Below are 25849 nucleotides of genomic sequence, written 5' to 3' on the forward strand. Positions count from 1 at the left end.
CCACACCGCCGCGTGCGATTTCCAGCACCATCTCCACCTTCCGGCGAGGCCCGACTGATGAGACCCGAACGCGCTCGGCAATAGACACTGCCGCCGGTGGCGGGCGGACAACAACCCCTAGAATGCGCCCCCTAGCCCCCTGAATTCGCTGCGCCGCGGGACCGGCCGCGAGTACGCGCGTTACTGTTGACCATGGCCAATCGAGCACTTGAATTCGGCGTGGTGATGATCTCGTCCGGATGCACGCCGGAACAATGGAAGGTGAAATGCAGGCGAGCGGAGGATCTCGGCTACGACGTGATCGGCGTGCCGGATCACCTGAACCTCATGTCGCCGTTTCCGTCGGCCGTACTGGCGGGCGCGGCGACCACCCGCGCCCGTATCGCCACCTACGTCGTCAACAGCAATCTCTATAACCGCGCCCTGCTGGCCAGGGACATCGCGACGACGGATCTGCTGCTGGACGGCCGCCTGGAACTCGGGCTGGGCACGGGATATGTCGAGCGGGAATTCGAGGCGGCCGGTATCCCCTTCGGCACGCCGGCCGACCGGGTGGCGGGGCTCGAATCCGCGGTGACCGGGCTGGAGGAGCTGCTGGGAGCGGAGGACTCCCCCCTGCCCGTCCAGCGGCCGCGCCCGCCGCTGGTGGTCGGCGGCCACGGCAAGCGGGTCCTGCGGCTCGCGGCGCACGAAGCCGAGGTCGTCAGCTTCACCGGGGCGCCGTTCCGCCCGGAGTTCGGCCGGACCGGGCTGGTGGACGCGCCGGCACTGCGCGAGCGGGTCGGCTTCGTGCGCCGGGAATGCGCGGGGCGCACGGCTCCGCCCGTGTTCAACGTCCTCTCCAAGCAGACGGTGCTGACCACCGACCGCCGGGCGGCGGCGGCCGAACTCGGCCGCTACGCCCCCGACCTCGGTGTCGACCAGCTGCTGGAGGTCCCCACGCTGTTCATCGGCACCGCCCGCCAGATCGCCGAGCAGCTCCACCGGCACAGCGAGGACTTCGGCATCACCTACTTCACGGTGATGGAGCCGGCGCTGGAGGATTTCGCGAAGGTCATCGAACAGGTTCGCTGATCGCCGACTCGACGACGTCCACCGCGGCGGCCAGGCCCTCCCGCTGCATCTCCTCCTGGACGGCCGAGACGGCCTTGCGCACCGACGCGTCCGCGGGCAGTTCGGCGGCGTAGGCGCGCAGCCGCTCCGCGAGGTCGGGGGCGTCGGGAGCCACCGCACGGCCCAGGCCCAGCTGCTCCAGCCGGTCGGCGTTGGCGCGCTGCTCACCCATCTGCGGCACCGCGATCATCGGGACGCCGAAGTGCAGTGCCTCCATGACGCTGCCCATGCCGGCGTGGGTGAGGAACAGTTGCGCGTGTTCGAGCACGTCGAGCTGCGGGACGCTGGGGCGGACCTCGAAGTTCGCCGGCACGTCGCCGAGCGCGGCGGGGTCGACGTCGGGTCCGATCACCAGCACGACGTGCCACTCGGTGTCGGCGAAGGCCTCCATGACGGTCGAGAAGAGGCCCGGCTGGTTGTGGTAGCGGGTACCCAGCGACACCAGGAAGACCGGGGCCTCGGACGGCGGCTGCCAGCGCTCCCCGGTTTCGCGCGGCCGCAGGCACGGCCCGACGAAGTGGAACGTGTCGTCGAAGGTGTCGCCCGCGTACTGGAACGAGCGGGGCAGGAAGACCAGGTGGCCGGGTACGCCGCGGCCGAGCGAGTCCATCAGCTCGATCACCGACAGTCCGTCGCGGGCGGCGAGCCGCTGCATCCGGAGGATGAACCAGTACAGCCGCGGGTCGAGCTTGGGGAACTTGACGTAGCGGTCGGTCAGCGACCACTCGTCGTTGGAAACGAAGTTGGCCCACGACGGCACCGCGGGGATGCCGTGCCGATAGGCCAGCAGCCGCCCCCACCACGCGACCAGGCCGTCGAAGACGACCAGGTCGGGGCGGTTCTCGGCGAACCACTCGTCGAGGTGCTCGGAGAGCATGCGGGTCTCGCGCAGTCCCGCCAGCAGCCCCCGGGCGACGTCGAAGCCCTGCAGGGTGAGGGGTTTGTCCGAGGAGCCCGGCATGGTCGTCGCATAGGTCACGGGCTGTGCTCCGGCCCGCTCGACCCGCCCGGCGTGCTCCTCGCCGACCAGGTAGCTCACCCGGTGGCCGCGTGCGCCGAGCTCGGCGACGAGCCCCAGCGTCGGATTGATGTGCCCCACCGCCGGAGGCGCGAGGAAAGCGATGTGCGCCATGACACCCGTCCCGTTCCATAAAGGTCGCCGCATTGAGCCGAAGCGCCGGATGACACCTGTCATCCGATCGACGTGACAATATCCCTATGTACGGATTGCCGCTGACCGGCAACATGTAACCAGACGACGAAGCGGACGGCAATCGCCGCCGTATTCGGCTAGCGGAAAAGGAGTACTGTAATGGGTCAGGGCAGCAAGCAGATCGCCATCATGTCCGCCACCTCCATCGTCGGCGGACTGATCGGCTGGGGTGTCGGCACGGTCGTCATCGGGGCGCACATCCTCATCCCCATCGGTGTCGTCGTCGGCGTCGCCATCGGCCTGAGCCTGAGCAAGATGGGCAGCAAGCAGGCCTGACCGGTATCCGGTTCGGAGCGTCCCGGATGAACCGTTCCGGGGGCAAGTCGGGGTCCCGCCTCAAGAGCAGGTCTGGGGCCCCTGAATTTTCTTAGGGGTATCCCCGGGCGCTGCGGTGGCGCAACAATAGGGAATCACTATGAGTTTCCGTGTTCTCGATGTCGAGGGAGCCGTGGAGTTCGGTTTCCCGGAATTCCCCGACGACCGGGGGGCCTTCGCCTCGGCGCTGACGGAGTCCGGCTTCGCCCAAGCGCTCGGGCACCCGCCCTTCCCGCTCCGGCAGGCGAGCTTCACCCGCTCGCGCCGCGGCGTGATCCGGGGGGTCCACTTCACGGCGACCCCGCCGGGGTGCGCCAAGTTCGTCTACTGCCCGGCGGGCCGTGCGCTCGACCTCGTGGTCGACCTCCGGGTCGGCTCGCCCACCTGGGGCCGCTGGGACGCGGTCGAGCTGGGGACGGCCGAGCCGAAAGCCGTGTACCTGCCCGTCGGGGTGGGCCACGGCGTGGTGGCGCTGGAGGACGAGACGGTGATCTGCTACCTGCTCTCCGCGGAGTACGTCCCCGCGAACGAGCTGTCCGTCTCGGTGGCCAGCCCCGAATTCGCCGACCTCCCCATCCCCGCGGAGATCACGCCGGTGCAGTCGGCCCGGGACCAGGCGGCCCCCCTGTTGGCGGAGGCGCTGTCCGCGGGGCTGCTGCCCGACTACAGCCGCTGCCTCGGGGTGGCGAAGGAGTTTGCGCGAGGGTGAACCGCGCCCGCGCCGGGCGGCGGCCGGCCGCGTGCCGGGGCCGCCTCCCGGCCGGGCCGGTTCACAGCCAGCCGCGTTCCTCGGCCACCAGCGCGGCCTCGGACCGGGTCCGCGTGCCGGTCTTGCCGATCGCCGCCGAGAGGTGGTTGCGCACGGTGCCCTCGGTGAGGTGGAGCTGTGCGGCCATCTCGTCGACGGTGCTCCCCCGTCCGACGGCCCGCAGCATCTCCTGCTCCCGGGAGGTCAGCGGGTTGATCCCGTGGGTCAGCGACTCGGTGGCCAGCGCGGGGTCCACGACCTTGATGCCCGAGCGCACGTCGCGGATCGCCTTGACCAGGTCCTCGGGCGGCGCGTCCTTGACCACGAAGCCGGTGGCGCCGGCCGCCATCGCGCGGGAGAGGTAGCCGGGCCGGCCGAAGGTGGTGCAGATCAGGATGCGGCACCGGGGCATGGACTCGTGCAGCTCGGACGCGACGGCCAGCCCGTCCTTGCCGGGCATCTGGATGTCGATGAGCGCCACGTCGGGGCTGGTCTCGCGGGCGGCCGCCAGCGCCTCGTCCCCCGACCCCGCCTGCGCCACGACGGTGATGTCGGCCTCCAGGTCGAGCATGGACGCGAGCGCGCCGCGCACCATGGCCTGGTCGTCGGCGAGGAGAACCCTGATCAATCCGTACCTCCCTCGTGCGCCCCCGCGCCCGCCCCGTTCCGACCGCCCTCGACGGGCACCTCGGCGCGCACGACGAAGCCTCCGCCCGCCGACCGGTGCGCCTGCAGGTCGCCTCCCCGCGCCGTGACGCGCTCCCGCAGCCCGCGCAGGCCGTTGCCGGTCTCCACCGGCCCGGTTCCCGGCCCGTCGTCCTCCACGACCAGCCAGTCGCGGCCGAAGTGGACCTCGACGGCCGAGGCACCGGAGTGGCGCACGGCGTTGGTCACCGCCTCGCGCACAACGTAGCCGAACACCTGCTGCACCCGGGGGTCGACCTCGTCCACGGCCTGCGGCAACCGGGCCGTGATCCCGGCGGCGCGCAGCGCCGAACCGGCCTCGGCCAGCGCGCCGGCCAGGGTGACCGACCGGTAGCCTGAAACCGTGGCGCGGACGTCGGCCAGGGCCTGGCGGGCGTACCGTTCGACTTCCCCGGCCTCTTCGGCCACGGCCGGCTGGCCGGTGCTCTCCAGTAGGCGGCGCACGAGCCCGGCCTTGACGGTGATGGTGGTGAGGCTGTGCCCGAGGATGTCGTGCAGGTCCCGGGCGACGCGCTCCCGCTCCTCGACGACGGCGAACGCCGCGATGCGGTCGCGGGCCCGGCGCAGCTGCTCGTTCGCCTCGACGAGGCGGATGAACAGGATCATAGCGGTGCCGACCGAGGCCAGCAGGACCAGCTCGGGCATGACCGCACCCAGGGTCCCCGAGAGCAGGGCCGTCCCCCCGACGGCCCCGACCGAGAGCACGACCGCGCCCACTGCCAGGGCCGTACGGGCGAAGGCGCTGATCACGCACAGCGCGAAGACCAGGACCCAGGCGTTCTTGACGCCCATGAGGAACACCAGCGCGCCGCCCAGGATCAGCAGGAGCGCGCACATGAACAGGCGCACGCCCCATGCTTTGGACTCCCCCAGCGCGACGAACACGAGGTAGGAGCCGATGTAGGCGGTGCCCACGCCGATCGCCCACTGCCGCCGCGGAGGTTCGAGCCCGTCGAGCGCGTTGATGCCGTAGGGCAGCATCAGCGCGCTGAACAGCAGCGTCAGGCCCACGGACGTCCACAGCGCGCGGCGCCCGTGCGACGCCGACGGCGGCGCGAGGAGCCGTGGGCCGATCTCCTCGCGCCACCCGTGCGCGGCGGAGGTGTTCTCCGCCTCCGATGTGCTCATCAGGTGCCGTTCAGCTCCGAGCCGAGTCGTGCCGGTAGCGCCAGACCACCGCCACCGCCAGTACGACCGACCATGCTAGAAGAACCGCCCCGGCCAGGACAGGACTCTGCGTCCCCACGCCGCTCGTGGACACGCCCGCCTTGCCGAGTTCGGCGAGCCAGTAGCTCGGCGTCACGTAGGAGACGTAGACGAACCAGGCCGGCAGGGACTGCAGGGGGATGAAGATGCCGCCGAAGATGGCCAGCACCAGCATGCCGATGATGGTGATCTGCTGGACGTTCTCCCGGGTGCCCAACTGGCCGATGAGCAGGCCCAGGATGGCGAACGGCAGCCCGCCGATCGACACCAGCAGCGTGACGAAGAGCCAGCCGGTGGGCTCCAGGCTGACGTCCAGGAACAGCGCCCCGACCAGCGCCACCACGAACGGCGGCGGGACGGCGACGACCATCCCCACGGCCGCCTTGCCCAGCAGGTAGTTCGCGCTCGACAGCGGGGTCAGCCGCAGTTGGCGCTGCCAGCCGGCCTTGCGTTCGTTGACCACGCGGGTGCCCACCAGCATCCCGGAGATGAGCACGCCCCAGGCGGCCATGCTGGGCATCAGGATGGTCGCCGGCTCGTACTGCGCCTTCTCCGCCGGCCACTCGGCCTGGAAGATGATGACCTCCAGGACGTAGAACGCGGCCGGGAAGCCGAGGACGAACAGGATCGTGCCCGGCTCGCGCAGCACCCTCCTCAGTTCGAGGGTGAGGTACCCGCCCTTCATGACTCCTCGCTTTCCTGCGACGTGAGAACCAGGAACGCCTCGTCCAGGCCGACGCCGACCACCTCGATGTCCCTGGCCTGCGGGAACCGGGAGAGCAGGGCACGCAGGGTCGCGTCGGAGTCGGAGCTGAGCACGGTCGCCTTGTCCATGCGGACCTCGACGTCGACCACCGAGGGCAGCGCGCGCACCGCATCCGCGTCCGCACCGGGGATCGTGGCGGTCACGGTGCGGCCGGCGGCCAGTGAGCGCACCTGCTCGACCGAGCCGTCGGCGACGACGCGGCCGCCCTTGAGGAAGACGACCCGGTCGGCGACCTCCTCGGCCTCCTCCAGGTAATGCGTCGCGAACATGACCGTGTGGCCCGAGGCGGTGAACTTCTTCATGGCCGCCCAGAAGTCGCGGCGCGTGGCGACGTCCATGCCGGCCGTGGGCTCGTCCAGGATCAGCAGGTCGGGGTTGGAGACCGCCGCGATGGCGAAGCGGACCCGCTGCTGCTGCCCGCCGGAGAGCTTGGTGGACCTGCGCTTGGCGAGGTCCTCGATCCCGGCCCAGCGCAGCGTCTCCCGCACGGAAAGCGGCTTGTTGTGCAGGGAGGCCACCATGGCGACCATCTCTTCCACGGTCGCGTCCTCCAGGAGCGCGCCCTCCTGCAGCATCGCGCCGATCCGGCCGTGCTGGATGGCGTCGCCGGGCGTGTGGCCGAACACGCGGACCTCGCCCGAGTCGGGCCGCGCCAGCCCCGTGAGCATGTCGACGGTGGTGGACTTGCCCGCGCCGTTGGGGCCGAGCAGCGCCACCACCTCGCCGGGGGCGATGGTCAGGTCGACGCCGTCGACGGCGCGCACGTCGCCGTAACGCTTGTACAGCGCGTCGGCATAAACCGCGGAATGGTCGCGCAACCGCCCCCCGTCCCGTCCCTTACCGGGGATCAGAGTTTCATCCATGCCTTAAGCATGCTGGATAGGGGCGGCGGATGCCTCGATCGGCTATCACGGGTTGGCCATGACAGCTGTCACCCTGCCCGAATCCCCTATCGCACCCCTAGATTCCGCGCTCACCGGCGCCGGAAAAGTTACGGGTGGCATATTCCGGGCGCTTGGCGCCAGCATGGTGCCCGGATCCGGCATACGGGCCCGGCAGCCCGATCCCGCGCCGGGTCGGCAGGCGCCGAACCGGTACCACGCTCGCACGGTTCGGCGGGCGGCACGCATCCCGCCGCGACCCGCCCCCGACACACCGGAGGAGACCAGTCATGTCCGAAAGCCCCCGCTGCCGCGTCTGCGCCGGACCGTTGCGGGAATTCGTCGATTTCGGCCGCCAGCCGCTGTCCAACCGTTTTCCGCTGCCGGACCGACTGGACGACGAGTATTTCTTCACCCTCGCCGCCGGAATCTGCGAGTCCTGCACCATGGTACAGCTGATGCGGGAAGTACCGCGCGACCGGATGTTCAACGAGGAATACCCGTACCTCTCCTCGGGTTCAGCCGTCATGCGCGAGCATTTCACCGAGATCGCGCAGCGTTTTCTGCGGACCCGCCTGGGTGAGGGCGGCTTCGCCGTCGAACTCGGCAGCAACGACGGCGTCATGCTGAAGACCATCGCCGACGCCGGCGTCCGCCACCTCGGTATCGACCCCTCCGACGGTGTCGCCGAGGCTGCCCGCGAACGCGGTGTGCGGGTCTGGACGCGGTTCTTCGAGCGGTCCACCGCCGAGGAGATCGTGGCCGCCGAGGGCCGCGCCGACGTCGTCTACGCCGCGAACACGCTGTGCCACATCCCCTACCTCGACTCCGTCTTCGAGGGCATCCGCACGCTCCTCGCGCCGTCGGGAGTGTTCGTCTTCGAGGACCCCTATTTCGCCGACGTGGTCCGGCACAACTCCTTCGACCAGATCTACGACGAGCACTACTACCTCTTCTCCGCCCGCTCGGTGCAGGCGACCGCCGCCCGGTACGGCCTGGAGCTGGTCGACGTGGAGCGCCTGGCCGTGCACGGCGGCGAGGTGCGCTACACGCTCGCGCACGCCGGCGCGCTCACCCCCGGCACAGCCGTGGCCGACCTGATCGCCGAGGAGGACGCGCTCGGACTGGCCCGGAACGAGACCCTGGACGCCTTCGCCGCCGACGTCGCCGCCGTCCGCGACGACCTGGTGCGGCTGCTGTCCGAGCTGCGCGACCGGGGCAAGCGCGTCGTCGCCTACGGGGCCACCGCCAAGAGCGCGACCGTGGCGAACTACTGCGGCCTCGGCCCCGACCTGGTGGAGTTCGTCTGCGATACCACTCCTGCCAAGCAGGGCCGCGTCACCCCCGGGTCGCACATCCCGGTGCGCCCCGCCGAGGCGTTCCGCGACCCCGACTACCCCGACTACGCCCTGCTCTTCGCGTGGAACCACGCCGAGGAGGTCATGGCCAAGGAGCAGGAGTTCCGCGACGCCGGGGGCCGGTGGATCACCTACATCCCCGAGGTCGGAATCCTGTGACGGCCCTCGACGACGGCCGCGCCGGCGCCGCCGACCGGGTGGCCCGCTCCGCCGGGCTCGGCGCGGAGGGGGTCGTCTCCCTGCCCGAGTTCCGCGCGTGGTTCGCGGCGGCCGCCACCCGGGCGCGCGCCCGGGTGGCCCGGGTGCCGCTCGGCGGTCTGGACGGCTGGGCGGCCGATGCGGCGACCGGCGACATCCGCCACGAGAGCGGCCGGTTCTTCAGCGTGCGCGGGCTCGACGTGCGCAACCCCGGAGGCGCTACCGAGCACTGGTCGCAGCCGATCATCGACCAGCCCGAGATCGGCGTCCTCGGCATTCTGGTCAAGGAGTTCGACGGCGTCTGGCACCTGCTGATGCAGGCGAAGACGGAGCCGGGCAACGTCAACGGCCTCCAGCTCTCGCCCACCGTGCAGGCCACGCGCAGCAACTACACCGGCGTCCACCGCGGCAGGGCGGTGCCCTACATCGAGTACTTCCTGGACCCGCCGCCGGAGCGGGTCGTCGCCGACTCCCTGCAGTCCGAGCAGGGCTCCTGGTTCCTGCGCAAGCACAACCGCAACATGGTCGTCGAGGCGCCCGACGAGCCGGTGCCCGTGCTGGAGGACTTCTGCTGGCTCACGCTCGGCCAGGTGCACGCGCTGCTCGCCGAGGACGACGTGGTGAACATGGACGCGCGCACGGTGCTGTCGTGCCTGCCGTTCCACGGCGGCGACCCCGACGCGGGCGCGCGGCACTCCACCACCGGCGTGCTGAGCCGGATCACCGCGGCACGCGCCCGCACCGACATCGCGGCGGCGCCCGTGCCGCTGGCGTCGGTGCAGCGGTGGCACCGCAGCGGCGCCGGCGAACTGCACCACGAGAGCGGCCGCTTCTTCCGCGTCGTCGGCGTCGACGTGGCCACGCAGGGCCGCGAGGTGCGCCGGTGGTCGCAGCCGATGATCGAACCGTGCGGCCGGGGCCTGACGGCCCTGCTCGTGAAGGACATCGGCGGCACGCCGCACGCGCTGCTGCACGCGCGCACCGAGCCGGGGTTCCGCGAGGGCGTGGAGCTGGGGCCGACGCTGCAGTGCACGCCGGCGAACTACCCGGACCGAGCCGCGCACCGGCCGCGGTTCCTCGACGCGGTCGCGGGCGCCGCGGCCGGGCGCGTCCGGTTCGACACCGTCCAGTCCGAGGAGGGCGGCCGGTTCTACCACGCGCGGACCCGCAACGTGGTGCTGGAGGTCGACGACGCCTCCGCGCCCGACGACGACCCCGACTACGTGTGGCTGTCGCTGCCCCAGATCGACGCTCTGCTCCGGCACAGCCACTACCTGAACATCCAGGCGCGCAGCCTCGTCGCCTGCCTGCGCAGCCGGCCCGCGGGCTGAGCCGTGCGGGCGGGCCGGGCGGCGGCGCCGACCGCGATCACCGGCGGCCCCGCCCTCGCCGCGTGCGTGCGCGCGCATCGCCTCAGGCGTGCGTACCGCCTCAGGCGGGCTGCGTCAGCGCCTTCCACCAGTGCGGGTTGCCCGCGTACCACCGGACGACGTCTTCGAGCCCCTCGTCCAGGCCGATGCGCGGCTCGTAGCCCAGCTCCGCGGCGATCTTGCTGTGGTCCACCGAGTAGCGCAGGTCGTGGCCCTTGCGGTCGGGCACCCGCCGCACCCGGTCCCAGTCCAGGCCCATGATCGACAGGAGCCGCCCGGTCAGCTCGCGGTTGCTCAGCTCCGCGCCGCCGCCGATGTTGTACGTCTCGCCCGCCCGGCCCTTCTCGGCGACCAGTGCGACGCCCCGGCAGTGGTCGCTGACGTGCAGCCACTCGCGCACGTTGGACCCGTCGCCGTAGAGCGGCACCCCGCCGCCCTCCAGCAGGGTGGTGACGAAGCGGGGGATCACCTTCTCCGGGAACTGGCGGGGACCGTAGTTGTTGGAGCACCGCGTGATGCACGCGTCCAGGCCGTAGGTCCGGTGGTAGGAGCGCACCAGCAGGTCGGAGGACGCCTTCGACGCGGAGTAGGGGGAGTTGGGCTCCAGCGGGCACGCCTCGTCCCAGGAGCCCTCCTCGATCGACCCGTACACCTCGTCGGTGGAGACGTGCACGAACCGCCCCACCCCCGCCTCCAGAGCGCAGTGCAGCAGGTTCTGCGTACCGGCGACGTTGGTCTGGAGGAACTCGTCGGAGCCGGCGATAGACCGGTCGACGTGGGTCTCGGCCGCGAAGTGGACGACGAGGTCGATGCCCTTCATCAGCCGCAGCACCACCGGCCGGTCGCAGATGTCGGCCCGGACGAACGACAGCCGGGCGTCCCGCATGCCGTCCAGGACGCGGCGGTCGCCGGCGTAGGTGAGCTTGTCCAGGACGACGACCTCGGTAGGGGTGAGGCCGGGGTAGCTGCCGTCGAGCAGGTCCAGCAGGAAGTGGGACCCGATGAAACCGGCGCCGCCGGTGACCATGATGCGCACTGCGGACCCCTATTCTGCGACGCCCGGGGCGAACTCCTGGGCGATGTCCATGACGTATCGGCCGTAGTCGGTACTCGAAAGGGCGGCACCCAGGCGGTAGCAGGAGTCCGCGTCGATGAACCCCATCCGCAGCGCCACCTCCTCCAGGCACGCGATGCGGATGCCCTGGCGCTGCTCCATCGTCTGCACGTAGTGGCAGGCCTGCAGCAGGGCGTCGTGCGTCCCGGTGTCCAGCCAGGCGAAGCCGCGGCCCAGGTCCACCAGCTTCGCGTTGCCGTTCTCCAGGTAGGTGCGGTTGACGTCGGTGATCTCCAGTTCGCCGCGGGACGACGGCTCGATGCCGCGGGCGATCTCGACCACGTCGTTGTCGTAGAAGTACAGCCCGGTCACCGCGCAGTTCGACCGCGGCCGCTCCGGCTTCTCGTCCAGGGCGACCAGCCGCTCCTCGGCGTCCAGCACGGCGATGCCGTAGCGTCCCGGATCGTTCACCGGATATCCGAAAAGCACGCAGCCGTCGACGTCTCCGGCGTTCTCCTGGAGCAGCGTGGAGAACACCGGGCCGTGGAAGATGTTGTCGCCGAGAATCAGCGCGCAGGAGTCGCCGCCGATGTGGTCGGCGCCGATGATGAACGCCTCGGCGAGCCCGTTCGGCTTCTCCTGCTCGGCGTAGCTCAGCTCGATCCCCAGACTCGACCCGTCACCCAGCAGACCGCGGAACGAATCCAGGTCCCGTGGCGTGGATATGATCAGGATCTCGCGTATTCCGGCCAGCATCAGAACCGACAGCGGATAATAGATCATCGGTTTGTTGTAGACCGGGAGAATCTGTTTCGACACCGACAGAGTGGTCGGATGCAGACGGGTTCCCGACCCGCCCGCGAGAATGATTCCTTTCACGTCTCCCCCAGAGATCCGCAGCCGACCCGGACCCCACCGCCCAGCCCCGCAGCAGCTCCCCGCCTCAGCACCGCCCATCCCGGCTGTGCGCCGCCACCCGCCGTCGGGCACCGGGCTCAGCCCGTCCAGCCGCGCTCGCCGGCGAACCGGCCGAACGCGCTGCGCACCGCGAGAACCTGCGCCCCGCTCAGCTCGGGCGCGACATCCAGCAGCATCTCGGTGACCCGCCAGCGCAGCTCCTCCTCCGACAGCACCTCCGCGGTCTCCTCGTCGGCCCCACTCACGGCGGGCCGCGGTGAGACCGGCGCGGGCTCCAAGCCGGCCGGCGCGGACACGAGTTGCACGTCGAAGGCCTTCTTGCCGCGATGGCCGCCCACCGAGTCGAACCGGACCCGCCGGCCCGTCTGCAGCTGCGCCTTGATCTCCTCGTCCAGTGCCGAGGCGTGGATGAAGACGTCCTCGCCGCCGGCGTCCGGCTCGATGAAGCCGTAACCGCGCTCCTCGTCGAAACGCACGACCAATCCCGTCTCCATACAGCACCGTCCAACCTCGAATGCCTAACCGCACCGGCGCTGTGGATGATGGCACAGTCCGCTCGCCCGCTGGTACCCCTATCCGCCCCGAGTCATATCGGCGCCGTTCTAGGGGCCCTTAACATGGCCGACGCCCTGGCGAAACCCCCGGCATTCGGAATAGATTGCGCTAGGCCTGGAGATAACCGGTTGTCCAAGACGGCAGTAGGGGGCGCCCATGACGATACGCGTATGGAACTACCTCGACGAGTACGAAGACGAGCGCGCCGACATAATGGACGCGGTGGAAACCGTTTTCGAGTCGGGCCAGCTTGTTTTCGGCCCCAGCGTCCGCGGATTCGAGAGCGAGTTCGCGGAATACCACGGGCTGCGGCATTGCGTCGGCGTCGACAACGGCACCAACGCGCTGGTGCTCGGCCTGCGCGCGCTCGGCGTGCGGGAGGGCGACGAGGTCGTCACCGTGTCGAACACGGCCGCGCCCACCGTGGTCGCGATCGACCAGATCGGCGCGGTCCCGGTGTTCGTCGACGTGCGCGAGTCGGACTTCCTGATGGACGTCGACCAGGTCGAGGCCGCGATCACCGACCGCACCCGGTGCCTGCTGGTGGTGCACCTCTACGGCCAGTGCGTCGACATGGACGCCGTCCAGGCGATCGCCGAGCGCCACTCGCTGCCGGTGCTGGAGGACTGCGCGCAGTCGCACGGCGCGCGGCAGGGCGGCCGGCTCGCCGGGACCTTCGGCAGCGCCGCCGCGTACTCCTTCTACCCGACCAAGGTGCTGGGCGGCTACGGCGACGGCGGAGCGGTCGCCACCTCCGACGACGGGACCGCCGCGGCGCTGCGCCGGCTGCGCTACTACGGCATGGAGGACCGGTACTACGTCGTCGGCACGCCCGGCCACAACAGCCGTCTGGATGCCGTGCAGGCCGAGATACTGCGCAGGAAGCTGACCCGGCTGGACGCCTACGCCGAAGGGCGCCGGCGGGTCGCCCGGCGCTACGAGGAGGCGCTCGCAGACACCGGGCTGCTCCTGCCGCGCACGGCCGAGGGCAACGAGCACGTCTACTACGTCTACGTCGTCCGCCATCCGCGGCGCGAGGAGATCATGGCGGAGCTGAAGTCCTACGGGATCGCGCTGAACATCAGCTACCCCTGGCCCGTGCACACCATGTCGGGATTCGCCCATCTCGGCTACTCCGAGGGTGCGCTGCCGGTCACCGAGCGGCTCGCCGGGGAGATCTTCTCCCTGCCGATGTATCCGTCCCTCCCTCCAGAGCGGCAGGACCTCGTCGTCAAGGCGCTGCGCGACGTCCTGGCCACCTCCTGAAGATCCCCACGACCCCCCGCTAGGAGCATCATGCGTGTACTTTTCGCAACCGTCGGCGAGCCCTCGCACCTGTATGCGCAGGTGCCGACGGCCTGGGCGCTGCTCGCGGCCGGCCACGACGTGCGGGTCGCCAGCGGACCGGCGATGACCGAGGTCATCGCCTCGGCCGGGCTGCCCCCCGTCGCGGTGGGCGAGGACCACGGCATGGACGAGCTGCTGCGGTCCGCCGAAGACGAGGTCGGCTCGATCGAGAACGAGATCGCCGACTGGAGCGACCCGTTCGACGAGCGGCTGACCTGGGAGGAGGTGCTGCTGAAGTACCAGGCCTCGGTCCCCTACGGGATCCAGCCCTTCAACGCCCCGATCCTCGACGGGCTGGTGGAGTACGCCCGCGCGTGGCAGCCCGACCTCGTCGTCTGGGACCCCATCACCTACGCCGGGGCCGTCGCGGCCCGCGTGGTCGGAGCCGCCCACGCGCGGCTGCTGTGGTCGGTGGACATCTACTCCACGATGCGCGAGACCTGGCGCCGGCTCGCCGAGCAGCAGCCGCCCGAGGAGCGCCACGACCCGCTCGGCGAATGGCTCGCGGAGTCGCTGCGGGAGTACGGCTGCACCTTCGACGAGGAGGTCGTCGTCGGCCAGTGGACCATCGACCAGGTCCCCGACCCCGTCCAGTTCGACCTCCCGCTGCAGCGCGTACCCGTGCGCTATGTGCCGTACCACACGCGCCGCCTCACCCCGGACTGGGTCTTCGAGCAGCCCGAGCGCCCGCGCGTCGCCGTGTCGGGGCGGGGCTCGCTCGACGCCAAGCTCAACAGCAGCGTCTTCCCCGTCGCCGAGGCGGTGCGGGCGGTGGCCGACCTCGACGTCGAGGTGGTCGCGGTGCTGACCGAGAGCGAGCAGGAGAAGCTCGGCCCCGTGCCCGACAACGTCCGGCTGGTGGACTTCGTCCCGTTCCAGACGCTGCTGCCCACCTGCTCGGCGGTGGTGCACCACGGCGGGTTCGGCGCCGCGTCGACGGCCGGGCTCTGCGGCACCCCGCAACTACTGCTGCCCATCAAGCACGCCGACGCCTGGGTCCGGGCGCAGCACCTCAGCCGGGCGGAGGCGGGGCTGTACCAGCACGCGCCCGGCGCCACCGCCGAGGGCATCCGCGACCAGGTGTCGCGCCTGCTGGAGGACCCCGCGATCGCCCAGGGAGCGCAGCGGCTTCAGCAGCGGATCGCCGACACCCCGACTCCGCACGGAATCGTGGCCGAACTGGAGGACCTGACGCACAAGCACCGGGCGCGTACCTGAGCGCGGCGGCGCGAGAGCGAGGGAACTGATTCGATGAAGGTCATAGGGGTCGGTTTCGGGCGTACCGGTACCTACTCCCTCAAGCTGGCGCTGGAGGAGCTCGGCTACGGGCCGTGCGACCACATGTACGAGGTCGCCGAGCATCCGCCGCGCATCCGTCAGTGGCTGGACATCATCGAGGACCGCTCGGCGGACTGGGACGGCCTCTTCGCCGGTTACAACGCCGCGGTGGACTGGCCGACCGCCGCCTACTGGCGCGAACTCGCCGAGCACTACCCCGAGGCGAAGCTGGTGCTGACGGTCCGGGACCCGCAGCGGTGGTACGAGAGCACCCAGGCCACCATCTTCAAGCGGAGCCCGCTGACGCGCCCGCTCACCTGGCTCGCCGAACGGCAGAGCCCCGACCTGAGGTCCTTCCTCGCGATGGACCGGAAGAGCGTGCAGGAGCGCGTCTTCGACCGCACCCTGCACGACCGCGATCACCTGATCTCGGTCTACAAGCGGCACATCGCCGAGGTCCAGGCGGAGATCCCGCCGGAGCGGCTGCTGACCTACGAGGTCGGCCAGGGGTGGAAGCCCTTGTGCGAGTTCCTGGAGGTCCCCCAACCCGAGACGGAGTTCCCCCGCCGAAACCGGCGCGGCGACTTCAGCCAGGAATCCAACAAGCACATCCAGAAGCTCCTCGCGTCCCGGTGACACGGCCCCGCGGCGGCGCCTCCCGCCCCACAGCGGAGAGGCGCCGCCCCAGGCACGGCGGCGCTCCGGCGGATTGGGCGTGGCCCTGCCGGTCCGCATCCCGTGAGCATTCGCTACCGGAAAACGAACAGCCACGGACGACAACGGGCTTCAGCCGGAGGCGGTGAGCCGGCGAGCGCGATAGACGGGTCTGCGCGCCGGACCGTACCCGATACCGCACCTGTTTCCCCGGACCGCTCACCGAACCGGACATGCGACTCTTACCGCATCCGGCTCTCCACGGGTTCTGCGCCCCATCGATGATCTTGGGCGGCCCACGGTGCCGGGATGCTCAGCCCGCGCCGGGATTCCTTGTGTCGGCAGCCTTGACCGGCGGTGGGCGGGCGCGAAACGGTCGGGAGCAACTATTCGCCGCAGACGTGATGGGCCTTGCCATGAGCGAGCACGCACCCGACGCCGCCGCCTCGAACGGCACTTCCTCGATCGACTTCTCGGTGCCGCATTCGTCCCGGGTGTGGAACTACTGGCTCGGCGGCGAAGACAACTACGCCGCCGACCGCGCCGCGGGGGACGAGGTGATCGACACCATCCCCGACATCCCCGTCGGTGCGCGCGCCGAGCGGGCCTTCTTGAACCGGGTGATCCGCCACCTGGTCCTCGACGCCGGGATCCGGCAGTTTCTCGATGTCGGCACCGGCCTGCCGACCATGGACAACACCCACGAGGTGGCCCAAGACCTGGCGCCGGAATCGCGGATCGTCTACGTCGACAACGACCCGCTCGTCATGCTCCACGCCCGCGCGCTGCTGTCCAGCACGCTCGAAGGCCCGACGGACTACGTCGAGGCGGATCTGCGCGACCCCGAGACCATTCTCCAGAAGAGCGCCCGGACACTGGACTTCAGCCGCCCCGTCGGGCTGATGCTGCTGGGCGTGGTCAACCACATCATGGACTCCGAAGAGTCCTACCGGCTCGTCGCCCGGCTCGTCGAGGCCCTGCCCGCGGGCAGCCACCTCGCCCTGACCCACTCCACCGCAGAGGTGCACGGCGAGCCGATGCTGCGGGTCATGCGCGAGATGAACGAACGCGGCGGCACCCCGATCCGCGCCCGGACCCGCCAGGAGATCGAGGGCTACTTCGAGGGCTTGGAGCTGCTGGAGCCCGGGGTGGTCTCCTGCTCACTCTGGCGCCCCGAGCCGACCGGCCTCGGCACGCCCCCCGAGGTGTACCTGTTCGGCGGTGTCGGCCGGGTCGGCTGAGCGGCCTCGGCGCGGTTTCCGCCGCTTTCACCGCCCCGGGCCCGCCGGTGCGAGAGTGAGGTGCAGCCGCGCGGGTTCCGCGAGGCCGGCGCGCGCCCGTCGGCGTCGGCGGGTCGGGCGGCGAGGGTGGCTTCGGCCGTACGCGGCGCGAGGATGGCAGCGAACTTCAGTCCGTCCACGGCGCGGCGGTCTCGGTCGGCCGGTGTCTCCGGCTCCCGGCCGCCTGCTGAACAGGCGGCTCCGCCCCGCTCACCGGTCGCCGGGTGCGGCGGACAAGCCTCCGAAGAGCAGGTCCACGACCTGGTCGGCCAGTTCCTCCACCTCGTACCGGCTTTCCCCGGATGAACCGGGATCGTCAGGGGCGCCCATGCGCGGTCGTTGACGGCTCCCCGGCCGTGTCCGATGATTTCGGGAGCGCTCCCAGAGCGCGTTACGGCGGGAGGAGCCGCATCGGCGGCCTCTCGGGTGGCAGCACGCACGTTCTTGACCCCCCTACACGAGGACGGTTCCCATGCAGCTCGCAGTCCCGCGCCGCGCCCCGTCGCGGCCCGGCGCCGCCATAGGACTGGCCGCCGCACTCACCTGTACCGCCCTGGCCGCCACCGTGGTGGCGGCCGAGCCGCCCCGGGCCGCCGCCGACCCGCCCGACGAGGCCCCCGTCGACGTCTCGGTCAACGCGAAGCTGGGGCTGGGCACCATCGACGAGGCGGCGTTCGGGGTCAACCACGCGATCTGGGACGCGCACATGAACGACCCCGAGGTCGCCACGCTGCTGGAGGACGCCGGCATCGGGGTGATGCGCTACCCGGGCGGGTCCTACGGCGACATCTACCACTGGGAGGACCACACCGCGCCCGGCGGCTACGTGGCGCCCAACACCGACTTCGACGCCTTCATGGGCACGGTGCGCGCGGCCGGAGCCCAGCCGATGATCATCGCGAACTACGGCACCGGCAGCCCCGAAGAGGCCGCGGAGTGGGTGCGCTACGCCAACGTCACCAACGACTACAACGCCAAGTACTGGGAGATCGGCAACGAGGTCTACGGCAACGGCCACTACGGAAACGGCTGGGAGGAGGATGACCACGCCGACAAGAGCCCCGCGGAGTACGCGCGCAACCTGCTCGACTACGCGGAGGCGATGAAGGCGGTCGATCCGACCATCGAGATCGGCGCGGTGCTGACCACCCCGGGCGACTGGCCCGACGGGATCGTCGGCCCCGGCGACTCCGCCGACTGGAACAACACCGTGCTCTCCCGCGTCGCCGACACCATCGACTTCGCCGTGGTGCACTCCTATCCCGGCGGCTCCACCGCCGACGAGGCGCTGGACCGGGTCCGGCGCCTGCCGGGCCAGCTGCGCCAGGTCCGCCGGCAGCTCGACCACCACGCCGGGGAGCGCTCGTCCGAGATCGGCATCGCGCTGACCGAGGTCAACACCAAAGTGCAGATGAACAGCCGCCCCGCCGGCCTGTTCGCGCCGCACGTGTACATGACCGCTATGGAGAACGGCGTCTTCAACATCGACTGGTGGAACGTCCACAACGGCCCCACCGAGGTGAACCGGGTGGACGGCGAACTCGGGTTCAACGACTTCGGGCTGCTCTCCAGCGGCGGCTGCATCGACGACGTCTGCCAGCCGCCGGTCAACACGCCCTTCCACCCCTACTACGGCATCAAAGCCCTCACCGACCTCGGCCGCCCCGGCGACACCATGGTCGCCTCCTCCTCCGGCAGCGAGGACGTCGCGGTCCACGCCGTGCACCAGGACGACGGCGACCTGAGCGTCATGCTCATCAACAAGGACCAGGACACGTCCCACCCGGTGGACATCGACTACGCCGGATTCACGCCCGACGGCGGGCAGCCGGTCGTCCACCGCTACGCCCGCGGCGACAGCGACGTCACCGAGGTCGCCGCCCCCGGCGACGGCACCATGACCCTCAAGCCCTACTCGATCACCACGGTGACCGTCTCGCCGAAGAACGGCGAGGCGGCGGTGGGCGCCCCGGGCACGCCCGAGCTCACGGCCGCGGACAGCACCACCGCCACACGGAGCTGGCCCGCCGCCACCCGCGGCACGCCGGTGCGCTACGAGGTCTACGAGCAGCTCGGCGCCAACGCCCAGCTCCTGGCCACCACCACCTCCACCTCGGTGACCCTGAACAACCTGCCCCCGGGCTCCGAACACAGCGTCAACGTGCTGGCCCGCGACGCGGCCGGGCACCTCTCCCGGCCCTCCGAGCCCCTGACCGTCGCCACCACGTCACCGCAGGACAGCACCTGCCAGGTGAACTACAGCGTGGACAACAGCTGGAGCAGCGGCTTCGTCGCCACGGTCACCGTCTCCAACCTCGCCGACACACCGATCAACGGGTGGAGCCTGGACTTCACCTGGCCCGAGACCGGGCAGTCGCTGCAAAGCGCCTGGAACGCGCAGGTGAGCAGCGACGGGCGGCGCGTCCACGTCACCGACAACGGCCAGAACGCCACCCTGGCTCCCGACGGCGGCTCCACCGCGACCTTCGGGTTCGTCGGTGCCAACGACGGCGCCAACCCCGCGCCCACCACCTTCACCCTCAACGGCACGGTCTGCCGCACGGCCGGCGACTGAGCAGGGCCCGGTCCCGGCGGGACGGGCGGTGTGCCTCCCGTCCCGCCTCAGCGGCGGCTTCCGGCCGCCCCCGGCTCCAGACGGACCTCCCCGAAGCGCCGGCGAGCGCCCTGTGTCATCCGTCCACCGAGAGGACGAGCCTGCCGCGGGTGCCACCGGATGCGACGAGTTCGTGGGCCCGGTGGGCATCCGAAAGCGGCAGCACCTGCTGCCGCGGGGACCGGAGCCGGCCGTCGTCGAAGAGGCGGGCGAGCGAGGCGAGCAGCCGGCCGTCCGGTTCGGCGCCGAGGAAACGGGCGCGGATCCCGCGCGGCGGCACCGGCTCGGTCCCCGGCCGCGGCTCGTCCTCCAGCGAGGGGATGTAGACGGCGCGCCCGCCGTCGCGCACCGCCTCGAATCCGCGCAGCAGCACCTGTGGCCGCACCTCGCCCCCGGCGCAGTCCAGCATCGCGTCGACCCCTCCCCCGGCGGCGTCGCGCACCGCTTGGGGCCAGGCGTCGTCCCGGTAGTCGACGGCGGCCGTCGCGCCCGACTCCCGGACCGCGGGGTGGTCGGGCGCGCTCGCCGTGCCGACCACCCGCGCCCCCAGGAGCCGGGCCGCGATCTGGACGGCGAAGGCACCGACGCCGCCGGCGGCACCGGTGACCAGGACCGCCTCCCCTCGCTCGACGCCGAGAACGTCGACGAGCGCCTGGTGGGCCGTCGTCGCGGCAACCGGTACCCCCGCGGCTTCCTGCGCCGACAGCGACTCCGGTCTGCGGGCGGCGGCGTCGGCCGAAACGGCGCGCAACTCGGCGTATCCCCCGCCGGGGACGTCGAACGCGTAGACCTCGTCACCCGGCTGGAAGTCCGTGACGCCGGCTCCGACGCGCTCCACGACGCCGGCGGACTCCAACCCGGGGACGTAGGGAAACTCCATCGCGCCGAAACGGCCCTCGCGGGCCATCACGTCCCAGTAGCCGACGCCTGCGGCGGCGTTGCGGAGGAGGATGTGTCCGGGCCCGGTCTCGGGGACCGGGAGCCGGGCCGTGCCCAGCTGTTCCGCTCCTCCGAACCTCTCGATCGCCATCGCACGCATGCCGGCACTCCCTTCGCTCGTCGTCGGCATCCCGCTCGTCGCCACGCATCCGTCCCGCCCCGAGAACGGCGGTCCGCCCCTCGGCGCGAACGCGACCAGCGTCGCCGCCCCACGGCACGGCCGTCCAAGTCCCGCAGGGCTGCGATCGATAAACTGAAGGCATGGAACCGGATTTCCGGCTGCTGCGCTCCTTCGTGGCCGTGGCCGAGGAGCTGCACTTCGGTGAGGCCGCCGTCCGGTTGCGCGTCGCCCAGCCCGCCCTGTCCAAGCAGATCGCGAAGCTGGAGTCCGACCTCGGGGTGTCCCTGTTCGACCGCACCAGCCGGCGGGTGCGGCTCACCCCCGCGGGCGAGGCACTGCTTCCGCAGGCGCGGACGGCGCTGGAGCAGGCGCGCGCCGGGCTGCGGCGCGCCAGGGCGGTGGGTGAGCGCACGAGCGGGGTGCTGCGCGTGGGCTTCATGACCGGCGCGATCCAGCCGGCCCTGCTGCGCGCGTTCGAGCGGGAGTACCCCGCGGCCGGCGTCGACGTGAAGCGCTACGACTGGTTCGACCAGACCGCGTGCCTGCGCGACGGGCGTGCCGACATCGCCTTCGTCTGCCCGCCCATCGAGGAAGCCGACATACGCGTCGAGGTCCTCGCCGAGCAGACGCGGCTCGCGGTGCTGCCCCGCGGGCACCCGGCGGCGGGGCGAAGCGCGCTGTCCATACTCGACCTGGGCGAGGAGCCGGTGATCGGGCACCACCGGGCGCCGCGGGCCTGGGCCCGGTTCTCCGCCGTGGATCCGCGCCCGGACGGCTCACCCGCGGTCTACGGCCCCGCCGTCGACACGGTCGAGGAGAAGCTCGAACACGCCGCCGCCGGGCACGGCGTCGGACTCGTCCCGTCCTCCATCCGCGACCACTACGACCGCGACGACGTGGTCTTCGTCCCGGTCACCGACATCCCGCCCTGCCAGTCCGCGCTCGCGTGGCTCCCGCCCGCCCGGAGTCCGCTGATGCGCGCCTTTGTGGCACTCGCGCGCGATCGATACGGTCGGTGAGAGCCTGGCGGGGTCCCCGCACGAGCGGCGCGGGGCCGGGAGCCGCAACGCCTTCCGGCACACCGGGCATCGCCGACCCGGTCGAGGCGGATTCGAAACGCCCGCCCGTGGGGGTGAAGGAGCGAGGGAATGCGTGTACTCATCGCCGGGGCGGGTCTGGCGGGTCTGTGCCTGCACCGGCTGCTCCGGGACGCGGGCCATGAGGTCCGCTCGCTCGAACGGGCGCGGAGTTTCGGTCGGCTGGGCTACGGCATCGGCCTGTGGAGCAACGCCTGGCAGGTTCTGGAGCAGGCCGGAGCCGCCGACGCCGTCGCACAGGCCGGGGTTCCGGTCGGCCACTGGCAGTTGCGCGACGCGTCCGGCCGCTTGCTGCGCGCCCTGTCCACCGACCAGCCGGCCTCCGCCGAGGAGACCGGCGACGGCGCCCGCGCGGCGCAGCGCCCGTTCACCGTCGTGCACCGCGCCGACCTGCACGACGCGCTACGCGCCCGGGTCCCCGACGCCGAGATCCGGACGGGCATCGCCGTCGAGGATGTGCGCCACAGCAACGGCCGGACGACCGCCGTGCTGTCGGACGGCACCGAGGAGGAGGCCGACGTCCTGGTCGGCGCGGACGGGGTGCACTCGCGGGTGCGTGAGTCGGCCGGCGGAGGCGGCGCCGCCGATCTCGGCACCGCGGCCTGGGCGTTCTGGGTGCCCGAGGGCGTCGACGTGCCCGACGGCTTCACCGAGATGTGGGGCGAGGACGGCAAGGCGTTCCTGATCGCCGGCGTCTCCGGGGCGCGGATGGCGACCCTGGCGATGCCCGTGCCCGCCGACGCCGACGTCGGCGACCCGCTCGGCTACCTGCGCAGCCGCGCGCACGAATGGGTGCTGCCCGAAGTCCTCGACCACCTCGCCCGCACGGGCGGGGACGTCTTCTTCGACCGCAACCGCGCTGTGGCCCCGCCGCGGTTCGCCCGCGGGCGCGTCGCGCTGATCGGCGACGCCGGCCACGCTCTGCATCCGGTCATCGGGATGGGCGCCACCCTGGCTCTGGAGGACGCCTGGGTGCTGGCCGACGAACTCACCGGCCCGGCCCCGGCCGCCCGGGCGCCGCAGGCGCTGGCGGGCTTTCGCCGGCGGCGCCGCCGCCCGGTCCACCGCGCCCGGCGCGAGGCCGCTCTGGCGCAGCGGCTGGTGCTGACTCCCAACCCCCTGGTGCGCCGGACGCGCAACGCGCTGGCCGCACACACGCGGGTCTTCGACCGGTTCTTCACCCGCCAGGCCGACGAGCTGTCCCGCCCGCTCTCCGCACGGCTGTAGTGCGCCGGCCGGAGGCGGGGTGCGGCCGTCGGTCGCGGACGCCTCGGCCGTGCCGGGCAGCCGGATCGGGCCGGTTCCGGGCATGCGCGGTCGTTAGCGCGGGGGTTGCGGGGTAGCGGACTCGGTGGCGCGATCGCCCTCCTCGTCGTGCACCGGGCGTAACCGCCAGGAGGCGCCGGCGCGGTCGGGGGTCCGGAGTCGAGCTGGGAGACATGATGCGTGTCGGGGCCGTACGGACGGTGCTTCCGGAGCACTACTACAGCCAGGAGGAGATCACCGACGCCATGGCGCGGTGGACGGACGCCGATGAGCGGCTGCTGCGCCGCTTCCATGCCGCCACCCAGGTGAGTGGGCGGCCGCTGGTGTGGCCGCTGGAGGAGTATCCGAAGCTGAACGACTTCACCACCGCCAACGACGCCTTCATCGACAACGCGCTCGACCTGGGCGAGCGCGCCATGCGGGCGGCTCTGGAGAGCGCCGGGGTACAGGCGCGCGAGGTGGACCAGCTCGTCGTGTGCTATTCCACGGGCGTAGCCACCCCCACCCCGGATGTGGGCCTGGCCAAGCGCGCGGGGCTGCGGGCGGACGTCAAGCGCGTCCCGGTGTTCGGGCTGGGCTGCTCCGCCGGCGCCGCCGGACTGGCGCGACTGCACGACTACCTGCTCGGCCGGCCGGACCAGGTGGCCATGCTGGTGTGCATCGAGTTGTGCTCGCTGACCCTGCAGCGAGACGACACCTCCACGGCGAACCTGGTGGCCAGCGGCCTGTTCGGCGACGGCGTCACGGCCGTGGTGGCGCTGGGCGAACAGGCCGCCGAGCGCGGCTCCGCAATCAGGCGGGGGCCACGCGTCACGGCCTCCGGCAGCAGGCTCTACCCCGGCACCGAGCGCCTGATGGGCTGGGAGATCGGCGAGCACGGCTTCCGCACGGTCCTCGCCGCCGACCTGGCGGACCACGTGGAGGCCGTCCTCGCCGACGACGTGGCCGCCTTCCTCGGCGACCACGGGCTCTCGCGAAAGGACGTGTCGTCGTGGGTGTGCCACCCCGGCGGCCCCAAGGTGCTCGACAAGATCAGCGAGGTCCTCGACTTCGGCCACGGCGAGTTGGACGTCACCTGGCAGTCCCTCCGGCAATTGGGGAACCTGTCCTCGGTGTCGGTGCTCGACGTGCTGGAGAGGACGATCGCGGACCACCGCCCGGCCGAGGGCGAACCCGGCGTGCTGATGGCACTGGGGCCGGGCTTCTCCGCCGACCTGGTCCTGCTGCGCTGGTGAGCGCCGGCGGGGCTGCGCACGCGGCGCCGGACGAAGCACGGCGACGGCGGCCCGCGCCCCGCTACACGGACTACCGCCGGGCCGCCGTGCCGCGCCGCATGCTGGGTGCGGCGTCGGAGTCGCGGATGAGGGAGACCACGAACAGCCCGAGGACGGCGAAGACGACGGCCGCCAGGAAAGCGCCGTGGTAGGCGTCCATCCGGGCTTGGGCCCGAGCCGCGCTCGACGCCGCCGCACCCAGGGCCGCGGTCTCGGCCTGGGTGCGGATCACCAGCACGGTCGACAGCACCGCGACACCGGTGGCGGTGGCGACCTGGCGGCTGGCGTTGAACAACGACGTCGCCCGGCCCATGGATTGCGTGGCGGTCCGGGCGAAGGCCGCGGCCTGGAGCGGGACCATGGACATGCCCATGCCGATCCCCTGGACGAACATCATCGCGCCGAGGACCCAGTACGGCGTCGACAGGCCCACCAACTGGAACGACAGGGAGAGGCCGCCGATCAGGGTCAGGCCCGCCAACAGCAGCCGTCGCGGTCCGACGCGCGGGTAGACGCGGCTGACGAACTGCGTGGTGACGACCATGCCCAGTGCCTGCGGCATCAGCACGAGCCCGGCGTCCAGTGCGGAGGCGCCGCGCAGGTTCTGCATGTAGAGCGGCACCAGGAACAGCACGCCGAACATGGCGGCGGTGAGGCACAGCAGCGTCGCGTTGCCCGCACCGAACAGCCGCTGCCCCAGCAGGCGCAGGTCCAGCATCGGTTCCCGGGCCGTGAGCTCCCGCCAGACGAACAGGCCGAGGAGCACGGGGGCGACGATGAGCCCGATCCACACCGACGGCTCGCCCCAGCCCTGCTGGGCCCCGCGCTCCAGAGTGGCCAGCAGGCTCGCCAACCCGGCCCCGGCGAGCACGAATCCGGCGACGTCGAAGCCGCCGGCACTCTCCTGCTTCTCTTCGCGCAGGAACAGGACGGTGAACAGCAGCGCCAGCGTCCCGACGGGCACGTTGATGAAGAAGATCCAGCGCCAGCTGGCGTATTCGACCAGGAAGCCGCCCAGAACCGGCCCCAGGGCGGGGGCGATGCTCGTGGGGATCATCAGCACCGCCGACGCCGTCGCCCGCTCCTCGGCGGGGAAGGCGCGGAAGAGCATCGCCTGGCCGACCGGGACGAGCATGCCTCCGCCCACGCCTTGCAGCACCCGGGCGGCGATCAGCCAGCCGATTCCGGTGGCGAATCCGCACAGCACGGACGCGGCGGTGAAGACGAGTACGGCCAGCTGGAAGGTCCGCTTGCTGCCGAACCGGTCGCTGATCCAGCCGGAGGCGGGGATGAACACCGCGAGGCTGATCATGTAGCCGGTCAGCACCCACTGCAGGGTGGTCTCGTCGACGCCGAACTCGCGCCCCAGGGTCGCAAGCGCCACGTTGAGGATGGTGACGTCCAGGATCTGCATGATCAGACCGAACACGAACGTGACCGCGACCAGCCACTTGTACTCGACACGAGGCAACAGACGGCTCCGCCTTCCTTGAGCGGTGACGATGCGGGCGGCACGGCTTGGGCCGCAGCATCGCGGACGACCACACGGTGGCTCCTGGCTCCCGAAACGCCGGCTCCC

The 25849-nt window shown here is 71.6% G+C and carries 23 protein-coding genes; 13 read left to right on the forward strand and 10 right to left on the reverse strand.

Annotated features, from left to right (window positions below):
- Positions 1-192: 192 nt before the first annotated feature.
- Entirely contained in the window at positions 193-1074 is an 882-nt protein-coding gene (locus EKD16_RS15125; RefSeq protein ID WP_131098975.1) for a TIGR03621 family F420-dependent LLM class oxidoreductase, read from the forward strand.
- Here EKD16_RS15125 and EKD16_RS15130 read toward each other — a convergent pair.
- Positions 1055-2245, reverse strand: coding sequence for a macrolide family glycosyltransferase (locus EKD16_RS15130; RefSeq protein WP_165498581.1), 1191 nt, complete (start codon positions 2243-2245; stop codon positions 1055-1057). The two genes, EKD16_RS15125 and EKD16_RS15130, sit on opposite strands and share 20 nt — an antisense overlap.
- Before the next feature lie 180 nt (positions 2246-2425).
- Between EKD16_RS15130 and EKD16_RS25405 the strand changes: the two genes are divergently transcribed.
- Both EKD16_RS25405 and EKD16_RS15135 read left to right on the forward strand, forming a co-directional pair.
- Positions 2426-2602, forward strand: a complete 177-nt coding sequence (locus EKD16_RS25405) for a hypothetical protein (RefSeq protein ID WP_165498582.1) — start codon at positions 2426-2428, stop codon at positions 2600-2602.
- 139 nt (positions 2603-2741) lie between these two features.
- Positions 2742-3350 (forward strand): dTDP-4-dehydrorhamnose 3,5-epimerase family protein, encoded by a 609-nt coding sequence (locus EKD16_RS15135; RefSeq protein WP_131098977.1) that lies wholly within the window; start codon positions 2742-2744, stop codon positions 3348-3350.
- A 61-nt stretch (positions 3351-3411) separates the two neighbouring features.
- Here EKD16_RS15135 and EKD16_RS15140 read toward each other — a convergent pair whose 3' ends face one another.
- Genes EKD16_RS15140 through EKD16_RS15155 form a run of 4 tightly spaced genes read right to left on the reverse strand, consistent with a single transcriptional unit; the run spans position 3412 to position 6929 of the window.
- Complete coding sequence (locus EKD16_RS15140; RefSeq protein ID WP_131098978.1) at positions 3412-4017, reverse strand: response regulator transcription factor; 606 nt, start codon at positions 4015-4017, stop codon at positions 3412-3414.
- A complete protein-coding gene (locus EKD16_RS15145; protein WP_207391309.1) occupies positions 4014-5222 on the reverse strand; it encodes a sensor histidine kinase in 1209 nt (402 codons plus the stop codon). Before EKD16_RS15145 ends, EKD16_RS15140 begins: the two co-directional genes overlap by 4 nt.
- Positions 5223-5232: 10 nt before the next feature.
- The gene (locus EKD16_RS15150; RefSeq protein ID WP_131098979.1) at positions 5233-5985 is read right to left on the reverse strand and encodes an ABC transporter permease; all 753 of its coding nucleotides are present in this window, start codon (positions 5983-5985) and stop codon (positions 5233-5235) included.
- Positions 5982-6929 (reverse strand): ABC transporter ATP-binding protein, encoded by a 948-nt coding sequence (locus EKD16_RS15155; RefSeq protein WP_131098980.1) that lies wholly within the window; start codon positions 6927-6929, stop codon positions 5982-5984. The genes EKD16_RS15150 and EKD16_RS15155 overlap by 4 nt, the downstream gene beginning before the upstream one ends.
- A gap of 308 nt (positions 6930-7237) precedes the next feature.
- Here EKD16_RS15155 and EKD16_RS15160 point away from each other — a divergent pair, with 308 nt between their 5' ends.
- Together EKD16_RS15160 and EKD16_RS15165 are read left to right on the forward strand one after the other, a co-directional pair.
- On the forward strand, positions 7238-8464 hold the full coding sequence (locus tag EKD16_RS15160; RefSeq protein ID WP_131098981.1) for a class I SAM-dependent methyltransferase: 1227 nt from the start codon (positions 7238-7240) through the stop codon (positions 8462-8464).
- Positions 8461-9834 (forward strand): NDP-hexose 2,3-dehydratase family protein, encoded by a 1374-nt coding sequence (locus EKD16_RS15165; RefSeq protein ID WP_131098982.1) that lies wholly within the window; start codon positions 8461-8463, stop codon positions 9832-9834. Before EKD16_RS15160 ends, EKD16_RS15165 begins: the two co-directional genes overlap by 4 nt.
- A gap of 100 nt (positions 9835-9934) precedes the next feature.
- Here EKD16_RS15165 and rfbB read toward each other — a convergent pair whose 3' ends face one another.
- From rfbB to EKD16_RS15180, 3 genes are all read right to left on the reverse strand, one after another.
- Positions 9935-10909: a dTDP-glucose 4,6-dehydratase gene (gene rfbB / locus EKD16_RS15170; RefSeq protein WP_131098983.1), complete on the reverse strand. Its 975-nt coding sequence runs from the start codon at positions 10907-10909 to the stop codon at positions 9935-9937.
- Positions 10910-10918: 9 nt separating this feature from the next.
- Positions 10919-11806, reverse strand: a complete 888-nt coding sequence (gene rfbA, locus EKD16_RS15175) for a glucose-1-phosphate thymidylyltransferase RfbA (RefSeq protein WP_131098984.1) — start codon at positions 11804-11806, stop codon at positions 10919-10921.
- Between the two features lie 116 nt (positions 11807-11922).
- On the reverse strand, positions 11923-12339 hold the full coding sequence (locus EKD16_RS15180) for a cold-shock protein (protein ID WP_131098985.1): 417 nt from the start codon (positions 12337-12339) through the stop codon (positions 11923-11925).
- A 217-nt stretch (positions 12340-12556) separates the two neighbouring features.
- On the opposite strand from EKD16_RS15180, the gene EKD16_RS15185 reads away from it, so the two are divergent.
- The 5 genes from EKD16_RS15185 to EKD16_RS15205 all read left to right on the forward strand — a co-directional run bounded on the left by EKD16_RS15185 (position 12557) and on the right by EKD16_RS15205 (position 19534).
- Complete coding sequence (locus tag EKD16_RS15185; protein WP_131098986.1) at positions 12557-13666, forward strand: DegT/DnrJ/EryC1/StrS family aminotransferase; 1110 nt, start codon at positions 12557-12559, stop codon at positions 13664-13666.
- Positions 13667-13696: 30 nt separating this feature from the next.
- Positions 13697-14965 (forward strand): activator-dependent family glycosyltransferase, encoded by a 1269-nt coding sequence (locus EKD16_RS15190; RefSeq protein ID WP_131098987.1) that lies wholly within the window; start codon positions 13697-13699, stop codon positions 14963-14965.
- Between the two features lie 33 nt (positions 14966-14998).
- On the forward strand, positions 14999-15661 hold the full coding sequence (locus tag EKD16_RS15195; RefSeq protein ID WP_131098988.1) for a sulfotransferase family protein: 663 nt from the start codon (positions 14999-15001) through the stop codon (positions 15659-15661).
- Between the two features lie 434 nt (positions 15662-16095).
- A complete protein-coding gene (locus EKD16_RS15200) occupies positions 16096-16920 on the forward strand; it encodes an SAM-dependent methyltransferase (RefSeq protein ID WP_131098989.1) in 825 nt (274 codons plus the stop codon).
- A gap of 511 nt (positions 16921-17431) precedes the next feature.
- Positions 17432-19534 carry a cellulose binding domain-containing protein gene (locus EKD16_RS15205; RefSeq protein ID WP_131098990.1) on the forward strand — a complete coding sequence of 701 codons (2103 nt, stop codon included), beginning with the start codon at positions 17432-17434 and terminating at the stop codon, positions 19532-19534.
- Positions 19535-19649: 115 nt separating this feature from the next.
- On the opposite strand, the gene EKD16_RS15210 is transcribed toward EKD16_RS15205, so the two are convergent.
- On the reverse strand, positions 19650-20612 hold the full coding sequence (locus tag EKD16_RS15210; RefSeq protein WP_165498583.1) for an NADP-dependent oxidoreductase: 963 nt from the start codon (positions 20610-20612) through the stop codon (positions 19650-19652).
- A gap of 161 nt (positions 20613-20773) precedes the next feature.
- Here EKD16_RS15210 and EKD16_RS15215 point away from each other — a divergent pair, with 161 nt between their 5' ends.
- From EKD16_RS15215 to EKD16_RS15225, 3 genes are all read left to right on the forward strand, one after another.
- Entirely contained in the window at positions 20774-21652 is an 879-nt protein-coding gene (locus EKD16_RS15215; RefSeq protein ID WP_131098992.1) for a LysR family transcriptional regulator, read from the forward strand.
- A 129-nt stretch (positions 21653-21781) separates the two neighbouring features.
- Positions 21782-22957 carry an FAD-dependent oxidoreductase gene (locus tag EKD16_RS15220; RefSeq protein WP_131098993.1) on the forward strand — a complete coding sequence of 392 codons (1176 nt, stop codon included), beginning with the start codon at positions 21782-21784 and terminating at the stop codon, positions 22955-22957.
- A 212-nt stretch (positions 22958-23169) separates the two neighbouring features.
- A complete protein-coding gene (locus EKD16_RS15225) occupies positions 23170-24231 on the forward strand; it encodes a type III polyketide synthase (RefSeq protein WP_131098994.1) in 1062 nt (353 codons plus the stop codon).
- A gap of 70 nt (positions 24232-24301) precedes the next feature.
- Here the strand turns inward: EKD16_RS15225 and EKD16_RS15230 are convergent, their stop codons facing one another.
- On the reverse strand, positions 24302-25741 hold the full coding sequence (locus EKD16_RS15230; RefSeq protein WP_131098995.1) for an MDR family MFS transporter: 1440 nt from the start codon (positions 25739-25741) through the stop codon (positions 24302-24304).
- Positions 25742-25849 lie beyond the last annotated feature (108 nt).

The sequence above is a fragment of the Streptomonospora litoralis genome, from assembly GCF_004323735.1.
GTDB classification, from domain to species: domain Bacteria; phylum Actinomycetota; class Actinomycetes; order Streptosporangiales; family Streptosporangiaceae; genus Streptomonospora; species Streptomonospora litoralis.

Coding starts and splice junctions, on each gene's coding strand:
- EKD16_RS15125 (WP_131098975.1), top strand. CDS start 193: ATGGCCAATCGAGCACTTGAATTCGGCGTGGTGATGATCTCGTCCGGA.
- EKD16_RS15130 (WP_165498581.1), bottom strand. CDS start 2,245: ATGGCGCACATCGCTTTCCTCGCGCCTCCGGCGGTGGGGCACATCAAT.
- EKD16_RS25405 (WP_165498582.1), top strand. CDS start 2,426: ATGGGTCAGGGCAGCAAGCAGATCGCCATCATGTCCGCCACCTCCATC.
- EKD16_RS15135 (WP_131098977.1), top strand. CDS start 2,742: ATGAGTTTCCGTGTTCTCGATGTCGAGGGAGCCGTGGAGTTCGGTTTC.
- EKD16_RS15145 (WP_207391309.1), bottom strand. CDS start 5,222: ATGAGCACATCGGAGGCGGAGAACACCTCCGCCGCGCACGGGTGGCGC.
- EKD16_RS15150 (WP_131098979.1), bottom strand. CDS start 5,985: ATGAAGGGCGGGTACCTCACCCTCGAACTGAGGAGGGTGCTGCGCGAG.
- EKD16_RS15155 (WP_131098980.1), bottom strand. CDS start 6,929: ATGGATGAAACTCTGATCCCCGGTAAGGGACGGGACGGGGGGCGGTTG.
- EKD16_RS15160 (WP_131098981.1), top strand. CDS start 7,238: ATGTCCGAAAGCCCCCGCTGCCGCGTCTGCGCCGGACCGTTGCGGGAA.
- EKD16_RS15180 (WP_131098985.1), bottom strand. CDS start 12,339: ATGGAGACGGGATTGGTCGTGCGTTTCGACGAGGAGCGCGGTTACGGC.
- EKD16_RS15185 (WP_131098986.1), top strand. CDS start 12,557: ATGACGATACGCGTATGGAACTACCTCGACGAGTACGAAGACGAGCGC.
- EKD16_RS15190 (WP_131098987.1), top strand. CDS start 13,697: ATGCGTGTACTTTTCGCAACCGTCGGCGAGCCCTCGCACCTGTATGCG.
- EKD16_RS15195 (WP_131098988.1), top strand. CDS start 14,999: ATGAAGGTCATAGGGGTCGGTTTCGGGCGTACCGGTACCTACTCCCTC.
- EKD16_RS15200 (WP_131098989.1), top strand. CDS start 16,096: ATGAGCGAGCACGCACCCGACGCCGCCGCCTCGAACGGCACTTCCTCG.
- EKD16_RS15205 (WP_131098990.1), top strand. CDS start 17,432: ATGCAGCTCGCAGTCCCGCGCCGCGCCCCGTCGCGGCCCGGCGCCGCC.
- EKD16_RS15210 (WP_165498583.1), bottom strand. CDS start 20,612: ATGCGTGCGATGGCGATCGAGAGGTTCGGAGGAGCGGAACAGCTGGGC.
- EKD16_RS15215 (WP_131098992.1), top strand. CDS start 20,774: ATGGAACCGGATTTCCGGCTGCTGCGCTCCTTCGTGGCCGTGGCCGAG.
- EKD16_RS15220 (WP_131098993.1), top strand. CDS start 21,782: ATGCGTGTACTCATCGCCGGGGCGGGTCTGGCGGGTCTGTGCCTGCAC.
- EKD16_RS15225 (WP_131098994.1), top strand. CDS start 23,170: ATGATGCGTGTCGGGGCCGTACGGACGGTGCTTCCGGAGCACTACTAC.